The organism is Streptomyces sp. NPDC037054 (assembly GCF_055606745.1).
Genome location: NZ_JBVJSJ010000006.1, coordinates 260,601 through 277,637, shown reverse-complemented (window position 1 = coordinate 277,637; position 17,037 = coordinate 260,601). Strand labels below are relative to the sequence as shown.

14 protein-coding genes are annotated in these 17,037 nt (G+C 72.0%); 10 read left to right on the top strand and 4 right to left on the bottom strand.

Annotated elements, in window-relative coordinates:
- From ACZ7D7_RS16950 to ACZ7D7_RS16940, 3 genes are read left to right on the top strand one after another with little or no spacing between them, the layout of a single operon-like run.
- Nucleotides 1-954, top strand: coding sequence for a carbohydrate ABC transporter permease (locus ACZ7D7_RS16950; protein ID WP_470825111.1), 954 nt, complete (start codon nucleotides 1-3; stop codon nucleotides 952-954).
- Nucleotides 954-1,844: a carbohydrate ABC transporter permease gene (locus ACZ7D7_RS16945; RefSeq protein ID WP_470825109.1), complete on the top strand. Its 891-nt coding sequence runs from the start codon at nucleotides 954-956 to the stop codon at nucleotides 1,842-1,844. Before ACZ7D7_RS16950 ends, ACZ7D7_RS16945 begins: the two co-directional genes overlap by 1 nt.
- Nucleotides 1,841-3,601 carry a CocE/NonD family hydrolase gene (locus ACZ7D7_RS16940; protein ID WP_470825107.1) on the top strand — a complete coding sequence of 587 codons (1,761 nt, stop codon included), beginning with the start codon at nucleotides 1,841-1,843 and terminating at the stop codon, nucleotides 3,599-3,601. The genes ACZ7D7_RS16945 and ACZ7D7_RS16940 overlap by 4 nt, the downstream gene beginning before the upstream one ends.
- A 24-nt stretch (nucleotides 3,602-3,625) precedes the next feature.
- Here the strand turns inward: ACZ7D7_RS16940 and ACZ7D7_RS16935 are convergent, their stop codons facing one another.
- From ACZ7D7_RS16935 to ACZ7D7_RS16925, 3 genes are all read right to left on the bottom strand, one after another.
- Nucleotides 3,626-4,684 carry a LacI family DNA-binding transcriptional regulator gene (locus tag ACZ7D7_RS16935; protein ID WP_470825106.1) on the bottom strand — a complete coding sequence of 353 codons (1,059 nt, stop codon included), beginning with the start codon at nucleotides 4,682-4,684 and terminating at the stop codon, nucleotides 3,626-3,628.
- Between the two features lie 124 nt (nucleotides 4,685-4,808).
- The gene (locus ACZ7D7_RS16930) at nucleotides 4,809-6,359 is read right to left on the bottom strand and encodes a glycoside hydrolase family 43 protein (protein ID WP_470825104.1); all 1,551 of its coding nucleotides are present in this window, start codon (nucleotides 6,357-6,359) and stop codon (nucleotides 4,809-4,811) included.
- Between the two features lie 92 nt (nucleotides 6,360-6,451).
- Nucleotides 6,452-7,888 carry an endo-1,4-beta-xylanase gene (locus ACZ7D7_RS16925; RefSeq protein ID WP_470825103.1) on the bottom strand — a complete coding sequence of 479 codons (1,437 nt, stop codon included), beginning with the start codon at nucleotides 7,886-7,888 and terminating at the stop codon, nucleotides 6,452-6,454.
- 823 nt (nucleotides 7,889-8,711) lie between these two features.
- On the opposite strand from ACZ7D7_RS16925, the gene ACZ7D7_RS16920 reads away from it, so the two are divergent.
- The 7 genes from ACZ7D7_RS16920 to ACZ7D7_RS16890 all read left to right on the top strand — a co-directional run bounded on the left by ACZ7D7_RS16920 (nucleotide 8,712) and on the right by ACZ7D7_RS16890 (nucleotide 15,036).
- The gene (locus tag ACZ7D7_RS16920) at nucleotides 8,712-9,965 is read left to right on the top strand and encodes an acyl-CoA dehydrogenase family protein (protein WP_470825101.1); all 1,254 of its coding nucleotides are present in this window, start codon (nucleotides 8,712-8,714) and stop codon (nucleotides 9,963-9,965) included.
- A 118-nt stretch (nucleotides 9,966-10,083) separates the two neighbouring features.
- Nucleotides 10,084-10,542 carry an RrF2 family transcriptional regulator gene (locus tag ACZ7D7_RS16915; protein ID WP_470825099.1) on the top strand — a complete coding sequence of 153 codons (459 nt, stop codon included), beginning with the start codon at nucleotides 10,084-10,086 and terminating at the stop codon, nucleotides 10,540-10,542.
- Nucleotides 10,543-10,681: 139 nt separating this feature from the next.
- A complete protein-coding gene (locus ACZ7D7_RS16910) occupies nucleotides 10,682-10,789 on the top strand; it encodes a putative leader peptide (protein ID WP_470825097.1) in 108 nt (35 codons plus the stop codon).
- 217 nt (nucleotides 10,790-11,006) lie between these two features.
- On the top strand, nucleotides 11,007-12,113 hold the full coding sequence (locus ACZ7D7_RS16905; protein ID WP_470825095.1) for an aliphatic sulfonate ABC transporter substrate-binding protein: 1,107 nt from the start codon (nucleotides 11,007-11,009) through the stop codon (nucleotides 12,111-12,113).
- A 64-nt stretch (nucleotides 12,114-12,177) separates the two neighbouring features.
- Complete coding sequence (locus ACZ7D7_RS16900; protein ID WP_470825094.1) at nucleotides 12,178-12,975, top strand: ABC transporter ATP-binding protein; 798 nt, start codon at nucleotides 12,178-12,180, stop codon at nucleotides 12,973-12,975.
- Nucleotides 12,962-13,915: an ABC transporter permease gene (locus ACZ7D7_RS16895; RefSeq protein WP_470825092.1), complete on the top strand. Its 954-nt coding sequence runs from the start codon at nucleotides 12,962-12,964 to the stop codon at nucleotides 13,913-13,915. Before ACZ7D7_RS16900 ends, ACZ7D7_RS16895 begins: the two co-directional genes overlap by 14 nt.
- Before the next feature lie 254 nt (nucleotides 13,916-14,169).
- A complete protein-coding gene (locus ACZ7D7_RS16890) occupies nucleotides 14,170-15,036 on the top strand; it encodes a pentapeptide repeat-containing protein (RefSeq protein ID WP_470825091.1) in 867 nt (288 codons plus the stop codon).
- A gap of 16 nt (nucleotides 15,037-15,052) precedes the next feature.
- On the opposite strand, the gene ACZ7D7_RS16885 is transcribed toward ACZ7D7_RS16890, so the two are convergent.
- Nucleotides 15,053-16,936, bottom strand: a complete 1,884-nt coding sequence (locus ACZ7D7_RS16885; protein ID WP_470825350.1) for an ABC transporter ATP-binding protein — start codon at nucleotides 16,934-16,936, stop codon at nucleotides 15,053-15,055.
- Between the last annotated feature and the right edge of the window lie 101 nt (nucleotides 16,937-17,037).

Sequence of the window (17,037 nt, the reverse complement as noted above, 5' to 3'; positions counted from 1 at the left end):
ATGAACGACACCCCGCCCCCGGCACCGCCGCGAGCGGCCACGCGCCGCCGCGGCCGTGCCAGGCTGCGACTGGAGATCGCGGTCCTGTCCGCACCGGCGATCATCACGTTCCTGGCGTTCGTGGTCTTCCCGGTCGCGCTCGCCGCCTACTACGGCTTCTACCAGTGGAAGGGCTACGGAGAGCCCACCGACTGGGTCGGCCTGAACAACTACGAGCTGATCCTCACCGACCCCGCGTTCCACGGCGTCCTGTGGCACAACGGCCTGATCCTGGTGCTCTCACTGGTCGTCCAGGGCCCTCTGGCGATCGTCCTCGCGCTCCTGCTCAACCAGAGGATCCGCGGCCGCTCGGCCATCCGCGTCCTGGTCTTCGTGCCGTACATCATCTCCGAGATCATCGTCGGCACCGGCTGGAGCCTGATGCTCCAGAGCGACGGGGCCGTCAACGACCTGCTGCGCCGGATCGGCCTGGGCTCCCTGCAAGCCGACTGGATCGCCGACCCGGACCTGGCCATATGGACGCTGATGGCCATCATCACGTGGAAGTACCTCGGCTTCGCGGTGATCCTGATGCTCGCCGGCCTGCAGTCGATCCCCGAGGAGATCTTCGAGGCCGCGCAGATCGACGGCGCCTCCTACTGGCAGGTCCAGCGCCGCATCACGCTGCCGCTGCTGGGGCCGACGATCCGCATCTGGGCCTTCCTGTCGATCATCGGCTCTCTGCAGTTGTTCGACCTCGTGTACATCATCTGGGGCCAGTACGTCTCGGGCACCGCGGGCACGTCGACCATGGCGATCTACATGCTCGCCCAGGGCCGCAACGCGGGCAATTACGGCTACGGCAGCGCCGTCGCGGTCGTGATGTTCGTGATCTCGCTCGTCGTCGCGCTGATCTACCAGCGCTTCGTCCTGCGCCGCGACCTCCGGGGCGCCGTCACCGAAAGGACCGTGTGATGACGGCGACGACCACCGCCTCCCGGCCGCCGCACGCGCCGGGGCCGAAGGCACGCGCCGGCCGCCGGTACAGGAGGGAAGGGGGCAGCCCTGTCAGCTACTTCGTCGCGCTGCTCTTCGTCGGTGTCTGTGTCGCGCCGGTGCTGTACATCGTGCTGGGCGGATTCCGCACCAACTCACAGATCACCACGGACCCGGCCGGGCTGCCGAGCCCTTGGGTGACCGGCAACTACACCGGCGTCCTGAAGTCGACGGAGTTCTGGGGCGAGTTCGCCAACTCCCTGATCGTCGCGACCGCCAGCACCGTCGGCATCGTCGCCCTCGGTCTGATGGTGAGCTTCGTGATCGCACGCTACGACTTCAGGTTCAAGGGCGCGATGTACTCGCTGTTCGCCGCGGGCCTGATGTTCCCGATGGTCATCGCGATCACGCCGCTGTACCTCGTCGTCAAGGACCTCGGCCTCGTCGACAACCTGCTCGGCGTGATCGTCCCGCAGATCGCCTTCGGTCTGCCGACGACCGTCATCATCCTCGTGCCGTTCCTCAGAGCCATCCCGGACGAGATCGAGGAGGCCGCCGCGATCGACGGCATGAGCCGGCTCGGGTTCTTCTTCCGCATGGTGGTCCCGCTGTCGCTGCCCGGTGTGGTCACCGTCGGCATCCTCGGATTCGTCGGCAGCTGGAACAACTACCTCCTGCCCCTGTACGTTCTCAACTCGCACGCGAACTACACCCTGCCGCTCGGCGTCCAGGCGTTCTCCTCCCAGTACTCCACGGACACGGCGAAGGTGCTCGCGTTCACCTCGCTCGCCATGCTGCCCGCGCTGGTCTTCTTCTCGGTCTTCGAGAAACGCATCGTGGGCGGCCTCACCGGCGCGGTGAAGGGGTGAGCCCCGTCCCCGAGGACGCCCGTGCATCGCCGGACCCGGTCGCCGAGCGCCACGAGGTGACCTGCACCCTGCGGGACGGCACGCGGCTTCGGACCGTCCTGCTGCTTCCGCACGGCACCGGGCCGTGGCCCGCCCTGCTGACCCGCCACCCCTACGACGTGACGCGGGAGGAGCGCGACGGGACGGTCGACGTCGGGCGCCTGGTCGCCGCCGGTTACCTCGTCGCACTCCAGGACGTACGGGGCCGCTTCGGCTCGGAGGGCGTGTTCGACCCCTGCGCGCAGGAGGTGGCCGACGGCGCCGACGCCGTGGCCTGGCTCGCGGCACGCCCCGAATGCAACGGCGCCGTCGGCATGTGGGGCGCGTCCTACGCCTCGGACACCCAGTTCGGCGCCCTGCTGGGAGGCACCCCGGCGCTGCGGGCGATCGCTCCCGCCATGACGCCGGCGATGTCGGCGCTCGACGGCTTCCGGTTCCGCGGTGGGGTGCCGGAGACCGGAAGCACCCTCACGTGGACGCACTACGCGATCGCCCCGGACATGATCACGCGTGTCGCCGACACGCTCGAGCAGGAGGCCGAGCGGGAACGGTGGGAGGCGACCGAGCGCGCGATCACGACCGGCGACGCGTTCCGGGCCGGGGCCCCGCATCCCGGACGGGACGCGGAGGCGATCGTCGAGTGGGGTCTGGAGCGGTTGCGGGAGCCGCTCGGCTCGGAGCTTCACCGCGCGGGAAAGATCGTCGACCGGATCGACGCGGTCGACGTCCCGGTCTTCCTGATCGGCGGGTGGTACGACGTCTTCCTCGGATCGACCCTGGAGATCCACCGGCGGCTGCTGCGCCGCGCGAAGGACGTCGGCGGGCCGGTTCCCCGTCTGCTGGTGGGCCCCTGGACGCATGACGACCTGTCGGGCCGGGCAGCCGGTGTGGATTTCGGGCCGGGCGCGTCCGCCGACGACATCGGCGGACGCGGGGATCTGACGGCGCAGCACGTGCGGTGGTTCGACGCGGTCCTGGGCACGGGCGCGGCGGATCCGCCGCCGGTGTGCGTGTTCTTGATGGGCTCGAACCGCTGGCTCGAACTGGACGAGTTCCCGCCGCGCGACGCGCGGACGCTCGAACTCCACCTCAATGCCGAGGGAACTCTCTCGGCCGACCCGGGCGCGAGCGGTGCACGGCGGCTGACGAGTGACCCGGCGTCCCCGGTGCCGACGTGCGGCGGTGCGGTCCTGCTCTTCGGGCCGTTCGAGGCGGGGCCCGCCGACCAGGCGGTGATCGAGGCGCGGCAGGACGTGGCCTCGTGGCGCACCGACCCGCTCGTCGCGGAACTCACCGTGCTGGGCGCGGTCCGTGCCGTCGTCCACCTCGTGGCCACGGGAACGGACGCGGACGTGGTCGTGCGGCTGTGCGACGAGCATCCGGACGGCAGCAGCCGCGTCGTCACCGACGGCGTGCAGCGGGGGTCGGCGCGGTCCGTCGACCCGGTCACGGGCCTGGGCGCCCGGCGGCCGCTCGAGCCGGGCCGGGATCAGGAGTTCGTCGTGGACCTCTGGTCGACGGCGCACACGTTTCTGCCGGGCCACCGGGTGCGCGTCGACATCGCTCCGAGTTCGTCTCCCCGCTGGGAAGTCGGACGCAACGCCTTCGAGCCGCACGGTGCGACCGCGCGGCCGGCCGTGGCCGAGTACACGATCCTTCAGGGCGCCGCCCGTCCGAGCCGCCTGGTCCTCCAGGTGGTGACGACCGCTCCGCGATGAGACCGGGCGACCCGCCCGCCGGCGTCACCGGCCGCGCGTCGCGGTCGCCGGGGCGGGTCCGGTGGAGGCGCGGAGGACCAGTTCGGTGGCCAGTTCCGTGCGGGCGGGGGGACGGAGGCCGCCGCCCTCGCCCCGGGAGATCTCGATCAGGAGCTTGACCGCCGCGGCACCCAGCTCGGTGCTGGGCTGTCTGACGGTCGTCAGCCCGGGAGTGATGTACTGCGCCTCGGGCAGGTCGTCGAAGCCGATGACACTGATCTCCTCGGGAACTCGCAGGCCCCGTGCGCCGATCGCGTCGTAGACGCCGAGTGCCATGGAGTCCGCGCAGGCGAAGATGCCCGTGATCCCCGGGTCGCCGTCGAGCAGGGTGTGGGTGGCGGTCGCCGCCTTGGCGCGGTTCCATCCGCCGTGGGCCACCGACACCGAGGCGCTGCCGGCGGTCGCCGTGTCGGCCGCCGCCCGGAAGCCGTCGACGCGGGCCCTGCTGAAGAGATGCCGTGCGTGGCCGGCGACCACCCCCATCCGCAGATGGCCGCGGGACAGCAGGTGCTCGGCGGCCATGCGGCCGCCTTCCCAGTTCGCCACGCCGACACTTGCCACGCCCGACGGCGCTGTGCTGATCGGGTCGATCAGCACCACGGGGACGCCCGCGGCGAAAAGCGCGCCGAATTCCGCCGAGGCGGGATCGACCAGCGCGCCGATCACCCCGAGGGTGCGTCGTCTCAGCACCCTCGACACCCAGTCGCTGTGCGGGTCGGCGAGGGTCATGACGACGTCGAGCCCCGCTCCCGCCGCTTCTCGCCCCACCCCCGCCGTCAGCAGGTTCGCCCACGAACCCTCGAAATGGGTCACCACCAGGTCGAGCACGTTCGACCAGCCGTTCTCGTCCCGCGCGCGGTCGCCCTTGGAGCCGGCCCGGCGGGTGTAGCCGACGGCCCGCACGGCTTGCATGACCCGTGCGCGCGTCTCCGCCGAGACATCGGTTCCGCCTCGCAGCACTTTGGACACGGTGGGCACGCTCGTACCGGCGGTCTCGGCCACCAGCGACAGGGTCGGGCGCGATCCGGCTGGTCGGGGTGGCATGGGGGACAGATTAGCCGAGCCGGCGAGGAGGTCTTCCGGGAGCCGGGGAGGCACCGCGACCGGGGTCGGAGCCGGCTGCGGGCGGGTGCCCTCGGGGCGCACCGCCCGCCCGCGCTCCGGGGCGTCATACGGGCGGTGCCGGGACCGGGCCGTACGCGAACCAGTCGAAGGCGACCGTCCCCTCGGTGGCGTACATGCCGATGACCCGGCCGGTGAAGCCGCCGGCGACCTCGGTGGACAGGTAACGCCCGTCCAGTTCGGCGAGCGGCCGGGCGGCCGGGGCGTCGGGGCCACCGGGATCGCCGAGCCAGAAGGCGATGGTGTCCGGGCCCGTGGTCCGGCCGTGGGTGAGTTCGGCCGACGCGGGCACGAGGCCGGACGTCCGGATCGTCACGGCGAGGGTCAGCGGCCCGGCCGGGACCGTCCGGCGGGCCACGGTCTGGCGCAACGGCCCGATCCGGGCGACGACGGCGACCTCCCCGTCGCCCGCCTCCACCTCGTAGTGGTGGGCCTCGTCCAGGCGCACGCAGAGACCACCGCGTCCCGTGCCCGGATCGATCAGGGCGGTGACGCGGCAGTCGTGGTGCTGCTGGCGGCGGCCGACGAAGGTGTACCCCGGGCGGTCGAGTGTGGGGCCGGTGGCGTCGAGGACCAGCCATCCGGGGCGCTCGGTGAGCGACCAGGAGCCGTCCGGCCGGGCGAACGGCGAGATCCAGTGCGGCGCGAGGGCGGGCCCGTCGAAGTCGTCGCGGGCGGGCGGCGGCGCGACGGGGTGCCAGGCACCGTCCGGGGCCGGATGGCTCTCGGGAACGGGCGCGACGACGGGCCAGCCGTCCGCGGCCCACTCCACGGGGGTCAGGAACGTCTCGCGGCCGAGCACGTGCACGTCGGGTGTGAAGCCGCGGGGGCGGACGCCGAGCAGCACCATCCACCAGCTGCCGTCGGGAGCCTCCACCAGGTCGGCGTGACCGGTGTTCTGGATGGGGCGGGCGGTGCCGCTGTGGGACAGCAGCGGGTTGGCGGGTGCGCCCTCCCAGGGGCCGCGCGGTGAGCGGCCGCGGGCCACGGACACGCTGTGGCCGCGTTCCGTGCCGCCTTCGGCGATCAGCAGGTACCACCACTCGCCGATGCGGTAGAGGTGCGGCGCCTCGGGGTACTTGAGGCCGCTGCCCGACCAGGTGGCGAAGGGCCCTTCCAGCACCTCGCCGCCGACCGGGTCGATCCTGGCCGTGTTGATGCCGCCCTCGGGGCCGGAGAAGGCGCACCAGCAGGTGCCGTCCTCCTCCCACGCCAGGTCGGGGTCGATCCCGGGCAGGTCGATCCACACCGGGTCGCTCCACGGCCCCTCGGGCCGCTCGGCCGTGACGACGAAGTTGCCGCCGCCGTCGACATTGGTGTTGACGACCCAGTAACGGCCGTCGTGGTGGCGGATCGTGGGGGCGTAGAGACCTCCTGACGCCTTGGCGCCGGGGAGGGGGAGCGGGAGTTGCCCGGGCCGGTCGAGCACGTTGCCGATCTGCTCCCAGTGCACGAGGTCCTTGCTGTGGAAGAGCGGGAGCCCGGGGAAGTACTCGAAGCTGGAGCACACCAGGTAGTAGTCGTCCCCGACCCGGCACACGCTCGGATCGGGGTGGAACCCGCTGATCACGGGGTTGTCGTAGAGGTGGGCGGACATGTCTTTCCCCTCGGGCGGGGTGGAGCCAGGAAGGTCCTGGCTCCACCCGTGGTGCCGGTGCTCGGGCACCCTTTCGTGTGTGACGGGCCTCGTCAGGCGCGGGCCCAGCGCTGGTTGCTGCCGCCCGAGCAGGAGTAGAGCTGGATCTGCGTGCCGTTGGCCGTGCCGGCTCCGACGGCGTCGAGGCAGAGGCCGGACTGGACGCCGACGATGGAACCGTCGGAGTTGAGGCGCCACTTCTGGTTGTTGCCGCCCCAGCAGCTGTAGATCTGGACCTTGGCGCCGTTGCCGGTGCCGGCCGCGTCCAGGCACTTGTTGCCGTAGACCCTGAGCTCACCGGCGTCGGTGGCCGTCCACTGCTGGTTGGTGCCGCCGGTGCAGTCCCACAGCTGGACCTGGGTGCCGTCCGTGGTACTGGAGTTGGGCACGTCCAGGCAGCGGCCCGAGGCGACGCCCTTGATCGCTTGACCGCCACCCGAGGGCGGCGGTGTGGTGGTGCCACCGTTGAGGGCGTTGAGGACGGCGGTGTAGGCGGCCTTCTTGCTGCCGTCGTTGTTGAACAGCAGCGGCGTGTCCGACGAGCGCCAGGAGTCCATGTCGCGCACGCCCCAGACGGTGATGCCGAGGCAACGCGGCACGGCCAGGCAGTCGTTGGTCACGGCGGCGTAGGTCGAGGCCGAGGCGCCCTGGATGTCGAGTTCGGTGACGGCCACGTCGACGCCGAGGGCGGCGAAGTTCTGGAGCGTGGTGCGGAAGTTGGCGTTGTACGGGCTGCCGCTGTTGAAGTGCGCCTGGAAGCCGACGCAGTCGATCGGCACGCCGCGCTGCTTGAAGTCCTTCACCATGGCGTACATGGCCTGGGTCTTGGCCCAGGTCCAGTTCTCCACGTTGTAGTCGTTGTAGCAGAGCTTGGCGGCCGGGTCCGCGGCGCGCGCGGTGCGGAAGGCGACCTCGATCCAGTCGTTGCCGGTGCGCTGCAGGTTGGAGTCGCGCCGGGCTCCGGTGCTGCCGTCGGCGAAGGCCTCGTTCACGACGTCCCACTGGGCGATCTTGCCCTTGTAGTGGGCCATCACGCCGTTGATGTGGTCGATCATCGCCTGGCGCAGCGCGCTGCCGCTGAGGTTCTGCATCCAGCTGGGCTGCTGGGAGTGCCAGGCCAGGGTGTGGCCGCGCACCTGCTTGCCGTTCTGCACCGCCCAGTTGAAGACGCGGTCGGCGGCCGTGAAGTTGAACTGGCCCCGCTGCGGTTCGGTGGCGTCGATCTTCATCTCGTTCTCGGCCGTGACCGAGTTGAACTCGCGGTTCGCGATCGTCGTGTACGCCGAGTCGCCCAGCTTGCCGGAGGCGATGGCGGTACCGAAGTAGCGGCCGCTCTGCGCCGCCGCCGCGCCGAGCGTGCTCTCGGCGGCGTGTGCGGTGGGCGGCGCGACCAGTGCGCCGGCCGCGCCGAGGGCGACGGCGACCAGCGTCGGCAGCAGGACGCGGATCCTGCGCCGGACATCGGTTCTGAGCAGGGCATGAGAGCCCATGGCTGTTGCCTCCAAGTCGGGGATGGGCCGGGTGGCTGCGCGGCTGCGCGGCTCCGCAGTGCGGCACTGTCCGTCCAGGACCAGTGCGTTCGACATTTCGGCCTGCGGTCGGTTTTCCAGACAGGATGATTGGGCGTTGATGATGACCCGTCAACCCTCTCGACAAGAAAAGTTTCCGACTCCCCTTCGCAACTTTCGAACCCCTGGGCGGAGAGGGAGGACCCGCTGGTCCGGCGCCCCACATCACGGAGCACCTGGGAACTTCTCGCTGGCCGCAAGGACTTGCCCCTCCGGGAGCGAGGAAGGGTTTTACGGAGGAATCGACGACAGACCTTGACCGGCGGGCCGCGCTTCCCTAGCTTGTGCCGTCACGGAACCAGGATCCATTCGAAACATTCGGACCTCGGTCCGCGCGGCCGCGGCGCGGGACGCGCGCTTCCAGTGGGCGGCGCCCACCGCATGGGTGCCGGAGTCGAGCGGCTGCTGCAGGAATCTCCGGGGCGGCCTGAAGGGCCGGCGGGCGCACACGAACGCGCCTTCCCCGCATTTCCCATCGATTTACTAGGGAAGTATTGACGGGCCGACCCGCGGGTGCGCAGGATGGTGCGCATGGCTCACACGCGATGCTCGAACCGGGGCTCGTCCGACTGGAGTTGACGGCTGTCGCCCGGGAGGCCGTCGTCCGGGCAGCCGTCGTCCGGGAGGCCGCCGTGTCGGTGACGGCGGGGCGGGCGTGGGTGGCCGTGTCGCGTGGTTGCGCCGTCTGCCGGGGCACGTGAGTGCCGGCACCGCTCCTTTCCGTCGACCCCGAGGGGACCCCACCATGGGCGTTGCCGCCGCGCCGTCCGGCCCTGCACCGTCCGGCCCCGCGCCGTCCGCTCCCGCGCCGGAATCCGACCTGGCTGCGCCCTGCCGTGCGCACTGGCTGCGCGTCGCCCGCGAGACGGCCGACGACCTGGCCACGGACGCGGTGGCCAGGGAGCAGGCGGGCAAGGTGCCGTTCGGCGAGGTGTCCCGGCTGCGCGAGGCGGGACTGCCGGCGCTCCTCGTGCCGGCCGAGCTCGGGGGAGGCGGCGCGGACTGGCCCACGGCCTACGCCGTCGTCCGGAAGATCGCCGCGGCCGACAGCGCGATCGGTCAACTGCTCGGCTGTCACTACTTCCTGCTGTGGAGCGTCCGGTTCCTGACCGAGCCCGCCCACGCCGCGCGGATCGAGGAGCGGTCCGCGGCGGAGCAGTGGCTGTGGGGCGGCGGGTACGCCCGCCGGCCGCTGACGCTGACCAGGACGGCCGGCGGTCACGCGCTCCACGGTCGGCAGAGCTACGCCACCGGAGTCCTGGTCGCCGACCGGCTCGCCGTGCGGGCCGTACGGGCCGAAACCGGCGAGCCCCACGCGGTCGTCGTCGACCCCGCCCAGGACGACGTGGGGATCGACGGCGACGCCGACGCGTTCGGCCAGCGGCTCGCGGCCGGCGGCAGCGTGGAGTTCGACGGCGTACCGGTGACCGCCGAGGACGTACTCGGCTCCCTGTCCGTGGACGAGGCCGTCCTTGCGCCACTGGCCGCCCTCGCCTCGCCGGTCGGGCGCCTCCTGTCCGTGCAACTCCGCCTCGGCATGGCCGAGGGGGTGCTGGCCGAGGCGCGCGAGTACCGCAGGGCCGACCGGTCCTCCTGGTGCCCGGACCGGCCTGCCGACTCCCGCGACGACCCGCGGACGCTGGCGGCCTACGGAGAACTCACCGTCCTCACCCGGGCCGCCTCGGCGCTCGCCGGTCAAGCGCTGGACGCCGTGCGGGACGGGCTGGCGCGAGGCGACGACCTCACGCACGACGAGTGCGCGGAGATCTCGGTCCTCGTGGCCATGGCCGAAGCCGCCGCTTCCCGGGCCGCGCAGGAGTCGACGGCCCGCGTCCTCGACATCGTCGGCCCCTGCTCCGCGTCCTCGCGGCTCGGATTCGACCGCTTCTGGCGCAACGCCCGGACCCACACGCTGTACGAGCCCGCCGCTCCCCGGCTCCGTGACGTCGGGGACTACTTCCTCAACGGCGCGCACCCGCCGTTCGTCCTGCCCGTCTGACCCTGCGGCGCGCCGTTCGGCGGGCCGGCGCCGCCCTCCCCGGGACCGCCGGGGCCGCACGGCGCTCGCCGCCCACCCGCCCAGGGCACCGGCCGAAGCCGTGCGGGATAATGCCCCCATGCGGATCTCAGCCAGAGCGGACTACGCGGTACGCGCCGCACTGCAGCTTGCCGCGTCACGGGACGACGGGCCGATGAAGGCCGAGGTCATCGCCGACGCCCAGGACATTCCGCACAAGTTCCTCGAAAGCATCCTGAACGACATGCGCCGGGGCGGTCTCGTCCTCAGCCAGCGCGGCAGCAACGGCGGCTACCGGCTGGCCAAGCCCGCCGAGTCCATCAGCATCGCCGACGTCATCCGCACCGTGGACGGGCCTCTGGTCTCGGTACGGGGAGTCCGCCCGCCGGAGCTGTCCTACACCGGCCCCGCCGAGTCGCTGCTCCCCCTGTGGATCGCCTTGCGGTCCAACGTGCGCGAGATCCTCGAAGGCGTGTCGCTCGCCGACGTCGCATCGGCCCAACTGCCCACCGGTGTATCGGCGTTGACCGACACCCCCGACGCCTGGACGAACCCCTGACCGCAGGGGTACCACCCCTGTGATCCCAGGAAGCGAGATCACGCGGTCCGGCATGTGAACAACCCCTTGGGGTGAGCGCCACCTTCTGCCACGATCCCTACCAACCAGGTGGGAAAACTAGGGAACAGGGAGCGGAGGGGTGGCCGTGCGAACGCTCAAGTCCGGCGCCCGGTTGCTGCCCCTGCTCACCTCGCGTCGTCACATCGACCTCGGCCGCACGTCCAGTGCCATCTGTCGTCCCCTCTGACACCACAGCTCTGACACCACAGCGCCCTCGCCGACGCCGGCGCCTGGCCGACACCACGGATCGCGCCGGCGCAACAGAGCCCGACTCCCGGCGACGCAACGCCGTTTCACCGCCCCGACCGCTACGTCCCGCCCCGCCTCCGCCGGCGGCCGGACGCTCTCGGCCGGTCACCTCCCCGGCCGTCCTCCGACCGCCCATGCCCTGAAAGGACACCTCCGTGTCTGCCGCACGACCCCTCAGAGCCCTGCGCGCCCTCGCCCTCACCGCCGCGCTCCCCCTCGTACTCACCGCCTGCGGCTACGGTTCCGAAGCCGCCGACGACGACAAGCGGACGGAGGCCGCGGCGCAGGGCGAGAAGCTCTCCGCCGACGAAGTGAGGATCGGCTACTTCCCCAACCTCACGCACGCCACCGCTCTGGTGGGCGTCCAGGAAGGGCTGTTCCAGAAGGAACTCGGCGGCACCAGGATCAAGGCCTCGACGTTCAACGCCGGCCCCTCCGAGATCGAGGCGCTGAACGCCGGCTCCATCGGCATCGGCTGGATCGGCCCCTCCCCCGCCATCAACGGCTACACCAAGTCCGGCGGCAAGAACCTGCGCATCATCGGCGGTTCCGCCTCCGGCGGCGTGAAGCTCGTCGTCAACCCGAAGAAGATCAAGTCCCTGAACGACGTCAAGGGCAAGAGAATCGCCACACCGCAGCTCGGCAACACCCAGGACGTCGCGTTCCTCAACTGGATCGCGGAGAAGGGCTGGAAGGTCGACGCGCAGAGCGGCAAGGGCGACGTCTCGGTCGTCCGCACGGACAACAAGATCACCCCGGATGCCTACAAGTCCGGTTCCATCGACGGCGCCTGGGTCCCGGAGCCGACCGCGTCCAAGCTGGTCGCCGACGGCGCCGAGGTCCTCCTCGACGAGGCCGACCTGTGGCCCGACAAGAAGTTCGTGATCACGAACATCATCGTGTCGCAGAAGTTCCTCGACGCCCACCCGGACGTGGTCGAGGCCGTGCTGCGCGGTTCGGTGAAGACCAACGAGTGGATCAACGCCAACCCGGAGAAGGCGAAGGCCTCCGCCAACGCGGCACTGGAGGCGGAGTCGGGCAAGGCTCTGCCCGCCGAGATCATCGACCCGGCCTGGAAGTCCATCACCTTCCTCGACGACCCGCTCGCCTCCACCCTCAACACCGAGGCGGAGCACGCGGTGAAGGCCGGTCTGCTGGAGAAGCCGGACCTGAAGGGGATCTACGACCTGGCGCCGCTCAACAAGGTCCTCAAGAGCGCGGGCAAGGAAGGGGTCGACGACGCCGGTCTGGGCGCCGAGTAGCCGAACAGCCGCACCCGCCGCACCCTCCGACTACTCAGCACCGAGCACCCAGGAGGTGACGACCATGGCCACCACGGTCACCAAGGACGCCCCGGCCACCCCGGTGGTGCCGCGCGCCGTCCGCGTCGAGCACGTCTCGAAGTCCTTCCCCGCGCCGGGCACGCCCGGCGGGCAGCAGCTCGTGCTGGACGACATCACGCTCGATGTCGCACCGGGCGAGTTCGTCACCCTCCTGGGTGCCTCCGGCTGCGGCAAGTCCACCCTGCTCAACCTGATCGCGGGACTCGACCGGCCCTCCCTCGGCTCGATCGGCACGGACGGCCGGCCCGCCCTGATGTTCCAGGAACACGCCCTGTTCCCCTGGCTGACCGCGGGCAAGAACGTCGAACTCGCCCTGAGGCTGCGCGGGGTCGCGGGTCCGGAACGCCGCCAGGAGGCCGAGCGGCTGCTGGAACTCGTACGGCTGCGGGGGGCGTACCGCAAGCGGGTGCACGAACTGTCGGGCGGGATGCGGCAGCGCGTCGCACTGGCCCGTGCGCTCGCACAGGACAGCCGGCTGCTGCTGATGGACGAGCCGTTCGCCGCGCTGGACGCCATCACCCGCGACGTGCTGCACGACGAACTGACCCGCGTCTGGCGCGAGACAGGCTTGTCGGTGCTGTTCGTCACGCACAACGTGCGGGAGGCGGTGAAGCTGGCGCAGCGAGTGGTGCTGCTGTCCTCGCGGCCGGGGCGGATCGCCCGGGAATGGACCGTCGGCATCCCGCAGCCGCGCCGCATCGAGGACAGCGCGGTCGCCGAGCTGTCCGTCGAGATCACCGAAGAACTGCGTAGGGAGATCCGCCGCCATGGCCGACACTGACACCGGCGTGGACGCCGAGACGCACGCCCCTGGACCGGCCGGGGAGTCCCGGGATCCGCGGGACCCGCAGGACCCGCGGGACCCGCAGGACCTGGCGGGGCTGGAGGCCGGGCTCGACGCGCTGGACTCGGTGCAGGCCGGCCGTACGCCGCTGCGCGAGACCCTGACGCGCAAGGTCCTGCCGCCGGTCACCGCCGTCGCGCTGGTGCTGGCGGTCTGGCAACTGCTGGTGTGGGCCGAGGTCGCCCCCGCCTACAAGCTGCCCTCACCGTCCGCGGTGTGGGACGAGGTGACCGTCGCCTGGCGGCAGGGCACGCTGCTCGACTACGTCTGGACCTCCGTCTCGCGCGGCCTGCTCGGATTCCTGATGGCACTCGCCATCGGCACGCCGATCGGCCTGCTGGTCGCCCGGGTGCGGTTCGTCCGGGCGGCCGTCGGTCCCGTCCTGTCCGGTCTGCAGTCGCTGCCGTCGGTGGCCTGGGTACCGCCGGCCGTGCTGTGGCTGGGCCTCGACAACTCCATGATGTACGCCGTGATCCTGCTCGGCGCGGTCCCTTCCGTCGCCAACGGCCTCGTCGCGGGCATCGACCAGATATCCCCGCTGTACCTGCGCGCCGGACGCACCCTGGGCGCGACCGGCCCGCGCTTCGCCCGGCACATCGTGATGCCGGCCGCGCTGCCCGGCTATCTCGCCGGGCTGAAGCAGGGCTGGGCGTTCTCCTGGCGGTCGCTGATGGCCGCCGAGATCATCGCGTCGTCGCCCGATCTGGGCGTCGGGCTCGGCCAGTTGCTGGAGAACGGGCGCAACAACGCCAGCATCTCGCAGGTGTTCCTCGCCATCTTCCTGATCCTCCTCGTCGGCATCGCCATCGACCTGCTGATCTTCAGCCCGTTGGAGCGGCGGGTGCTGCGCGGGCGCGGCCTGCTGGTCACCGGCTGACCGCACCGTGCCCGTCACTCCGGGGCGGCTCGGCCCCGGGTGGTTCGGCCCCGGTTGATCCCGGCGGGCCGGGCGTCCGTCGTACGAGGACTGCGACGTCGTCGGAGCCCGGGCCTGCCGAGTGGCGGACCGGGTCGCGAGGGGGCGCGGGGGCGAAGCGGCGGACGGGACGTCCGGCAGTGGCTGCCGTCTGGGAGAATGGTGGGCCGAGCAGCGTCCTCCGGCGTGCTCGGTCCGACAGAGGAGAGCGCAGCGTGTCCCGATCCCCGGCCCCGTCCTCCGCGGCACGGGGCGAGCAAGGCGAGCAAGGCGAGCAAGGCGAGCCGCAGGACGGCCTTCGGGCCGACTGCGGGAACTGCTTCGGGCTGTGCTGCGTCGCGCTGCCCTTCGCCCGGTCCGCCGACTTCGCCGTCAACAAGGCGGCGGGCACGCCGTGCGCCAACCTCCGGGCGGACTTCCGGTGCGGGATCCACGCGGACCTGCGCGAGAAGGGCTTCTCCGGCTGCACCGTCTTCGACTGCTTCGGCGCCGGCCAGAAGGTCTCCCAGGTGACCTTCGGCGGCACCGACTGGCGCCGGGCCCCGGAGAGCGCCGGCGCCATGTTCGAGGTGTTCCCCGTCATGCGGCAGCTGCACGAGCTGCTGTACTACGTCACCGAGGCCCTCGGCCTCCCGGCGGCCCGCCCGGTCCACAAGGACCTGCGGCGGGCCCGGCAGCGCCTCGACGGACTCACCCTGGGCAGCGCCGAGTCGATCGTCGCCCTGGACGTGCCGGCGCTGCGCGGCGAGGTGAACGAACTCCTGCTGCGCGCCAGTGAGCTGGTGCGGGCCCAGGTGCCCGGCCGCCGCAGGAACCACCGGGGCGCCGACCTGATGGGCGCCCGTCTCGCCGGCGCGGACCTGCGGGGCGCGAGCCTGCGCGGCGCGCTGCTGGTCGCCGCCGACCTGAGCGGGGCCGACCTGCGCTCGGCCGACCTGATCGGCGCCGACCTGCGGGACGCGGACCTGCGCGGGGCCGACCTCACGGACAGCATCTTCCTCACCCGGGCCCAGCTCGACGCGGCCTGCGGCGACGCGGCCACCAGGCTGCCGACGGGACTGGACCGCCCCGCACACTGGTGACCGCGCGGCGCGCCGCCTACGCCACCAGTTCCGGCTCCTCGCCCTCCCCGGCCGCGAACTGCGTGCGGTGCAGCTCGGCATAGCGGCCGTCGGCCGCCAACAGCTCGTCGTGCGTGCCCCGTTCGACGATCCGGCCCGCCTCGACCACCAGGATCAGGTCGGCCGCGCGCACGGTCGACAGGCGGTGCGCGATGACGACCGCCGTCCTGCCCTCCAGGGCCTCGGCGAGCGCCTCCTGCACGGCGGCCTCCGAGGTGTTGTCCAGGTGGGCGGTGGCCTCGTCGAGGATGACGACGCGCTGGCGGGCGAGCAGCAGCCGGGCGATGGTCATCCGCTGGCGCTCACCGCCGGACAGCCGGTAGCCGCGTTCGCCGACCACCGTGTCGAGGCCGTCGGGCAGGGACCGCACGAGGTCGTCGAGGCGGGCGCGGCGCAGCGCGTCCCACAGCTCGTCGTCGGTCGCGGCGGGCCGGGCCAGCAGGAGGTTCGCGCGGACCGTGTCGTGGAAGAGGTGACCGTCCTGCGTGACCATGCCGATGGTGTCGCGCAGGGACGCGGTGGTCAGGTCGCGGACGTCGACGCCGGCGACGCGCACGGCGCCCGCGTCGACGTCGTAGAGGCGCGGGAGGAGTTGGGCGATGGTGGACTTGCCCGCGCCGGACGAGCCGACGAGGGCCACGGTCCGGCCGGGTTCGGCGCGGAAGGAGATGCCGCGCAGCACCTCGGTGCCGCCCCTGGTGTCGAGGGAGGCGACCTCCTCCAGGGAGGCCAGGGAGACCTTGTCGGCGGACGGGTAGCCGAAGCGCACGTCCTCGAACTCGACGGCGACCGGGCCCTCGGGCACCGCGCGGGCGTCCGGGCGCTCCTCGATGAGCGGCTTCAGGTCGAGCACCTCGAAGACCCGCTCGAAGCTGACGAGGGCGCTCATCACCTCGACGCGCGCCCCGGCGAGCGCGGTGAGCGGCGCGTACAGGCGGGTGAGCAGCAGCGCGAGTGAGACGACCGCGCCCGGTTCGAGGGCGCCGCGCAGGGCGAAGAAGCCGCCGAGGCCGTAGACGAGCGCGAGGGCGAGGGCGGAGACCAGGGTGAGGGCGGTGATGAACGCGGACTGGGCGGTCGCCGTGCGCACGCCGATGTCACGGACCCGCCGGGCACGCTCCGCGAACTCCGCCGACTCCTCCTCGGGGCGGCCGAACAGCTTCACGAGCGTGGCGCCCGGGGCGGAGAACCGCTCGGTCATCCGGGTGCCCATCGCCGCGTTCAGCGTCGCCGCCTCGCGCTGCATGACGGCCATGCGGCGGCCCATGCGCCGGGCGGGGATCACGAACACCGGCAGCAGCGCCAGCGCGAGCAGGGTGATCTGCCAGGACAGGGTGAGCATCACGGCGAGCGTCAGCACCAGCGTGACCAGGTTGCTGACCACGCCGGACAGGGTGTTGCTGAAGGCGCGCTGCGCGCCGATGACGTCGTTGTTGAGCCGGGACACGAGCGCGCCCGTACGGGTGCGGGTGAAGAACGCGACCGGCATGCGCTGCACGTGGTCGAAGACGGCCGTGCGCAGATCGAGGATGAGTCCCTCGCCCAGCGTCGACGAGAGCCGCCGGGACAGGATCCCGAGCGCCGCCTCGGCGACGGCGATCAGCGCGATCAGCAGGGCCAGGCGTACGACGGTGCTCTCGGCGCCGTCCGAGACGATCGCGTCGACGACCCGGCCGGCGAGGACGGGCGTCGCCACGGCGAGCAGGGCGGTCACCACCCCGAGCAGGACGAACAGGGCGATGCGGCGGCGGTGCGGGCGGGCGAAGGCGCCGATGCGGCGCAGAGTGGCCCGGCCCGGGGGCCGGCGCTCCTGCTGGGCGTTGAGGACGTTGTGCAGCTGGGTCCAGGCTGTGGTCTCCATGCTCATGGGCACGAACCTAGGACCTCAACCTTTCTTGAGGTCAAGGCATCGATCATTTCCGCACGAACGTGCAGGCCGGTACCTGCTCACCCGTAAGACTC

Excerpts from the sequence above, each read along its gene's own strand:
- ACZ7D7_RS16950 (WP_470825111.1), top strand. The coding sequence starts at position 1 with ATGAACGACACCCCGCCCCCGGCACCGCCGCGAGCGGCCACGCGCCGC.
- ACZ7D7_RS16945 (WP_470825109.1), top strand. The coding sequence starts at position 954 with ATGACGGCGACGACCACCGCCTCCCGGCCGCCGCACGCGCCGGGGCCG.
- ACZ7D7_RS16935 (WP_470825106.1), bottom strand. The coding sequence starts at position 4,684 with ATGCCACCCCGACCAGCCGGATCGCGCCCGACCCTGTCGCTGGTGGCC.
- ACZ7D7_RS16930 (WP_470825104.1), bottom strand. The coding sequence starts at position 6,359 with ATGTCCGCCCACCTCTACGACAACCCCGTGATCAGCGGGTTCCACCCC.
- ACZ7D7_RS16925 (WP_470825103.1), bottom strand. The coding sequence starts at position 7,888 with ATGGGCTCTCATGCCCTGCTCAGAACCGATGTCCGGCGCAGGATCCGC.
- ACZ7D7_RS16920 (WP_470825101.1), top strand. The coding sequence starts at position 8,712 with ATGGGCGTTGCCGCCGCGCCGTCCGGCCCTGCACCGTCCGGCCCCGCG.
- ACZ7D7_RS16915 (WP_470825099.1), top strand. The coding sequence starts at position 10,084 with ATGCGGATCTCAGCCAGAGCGGACTACGCGGTACGCGCCGCACTGCAG.
- ACZ7D7_RS16900 (WP_470825094.1), top strand. The coding sequence starts at position 12,178 with ATGGCCACCACGGTCACCAAGGACGCCCCGGCCACCCCGGTGGTGCCG.
- ACZ7D7_RS16895 (WP_470825092.1), top strand. The coding sequence starts at position 12,962 with ATGGCCGACACTGACACCGGCGTGGACGCCGAGACGCACGCCCCTGGA.
- ACZ7D7_RS16885 (WP_470825350.1), bottom strand. The coding sequence starts at position 16,936 with ATGGAGACCACAGCCTGGACCCAGCTGCACAACGTCCTCAACGCCCAG.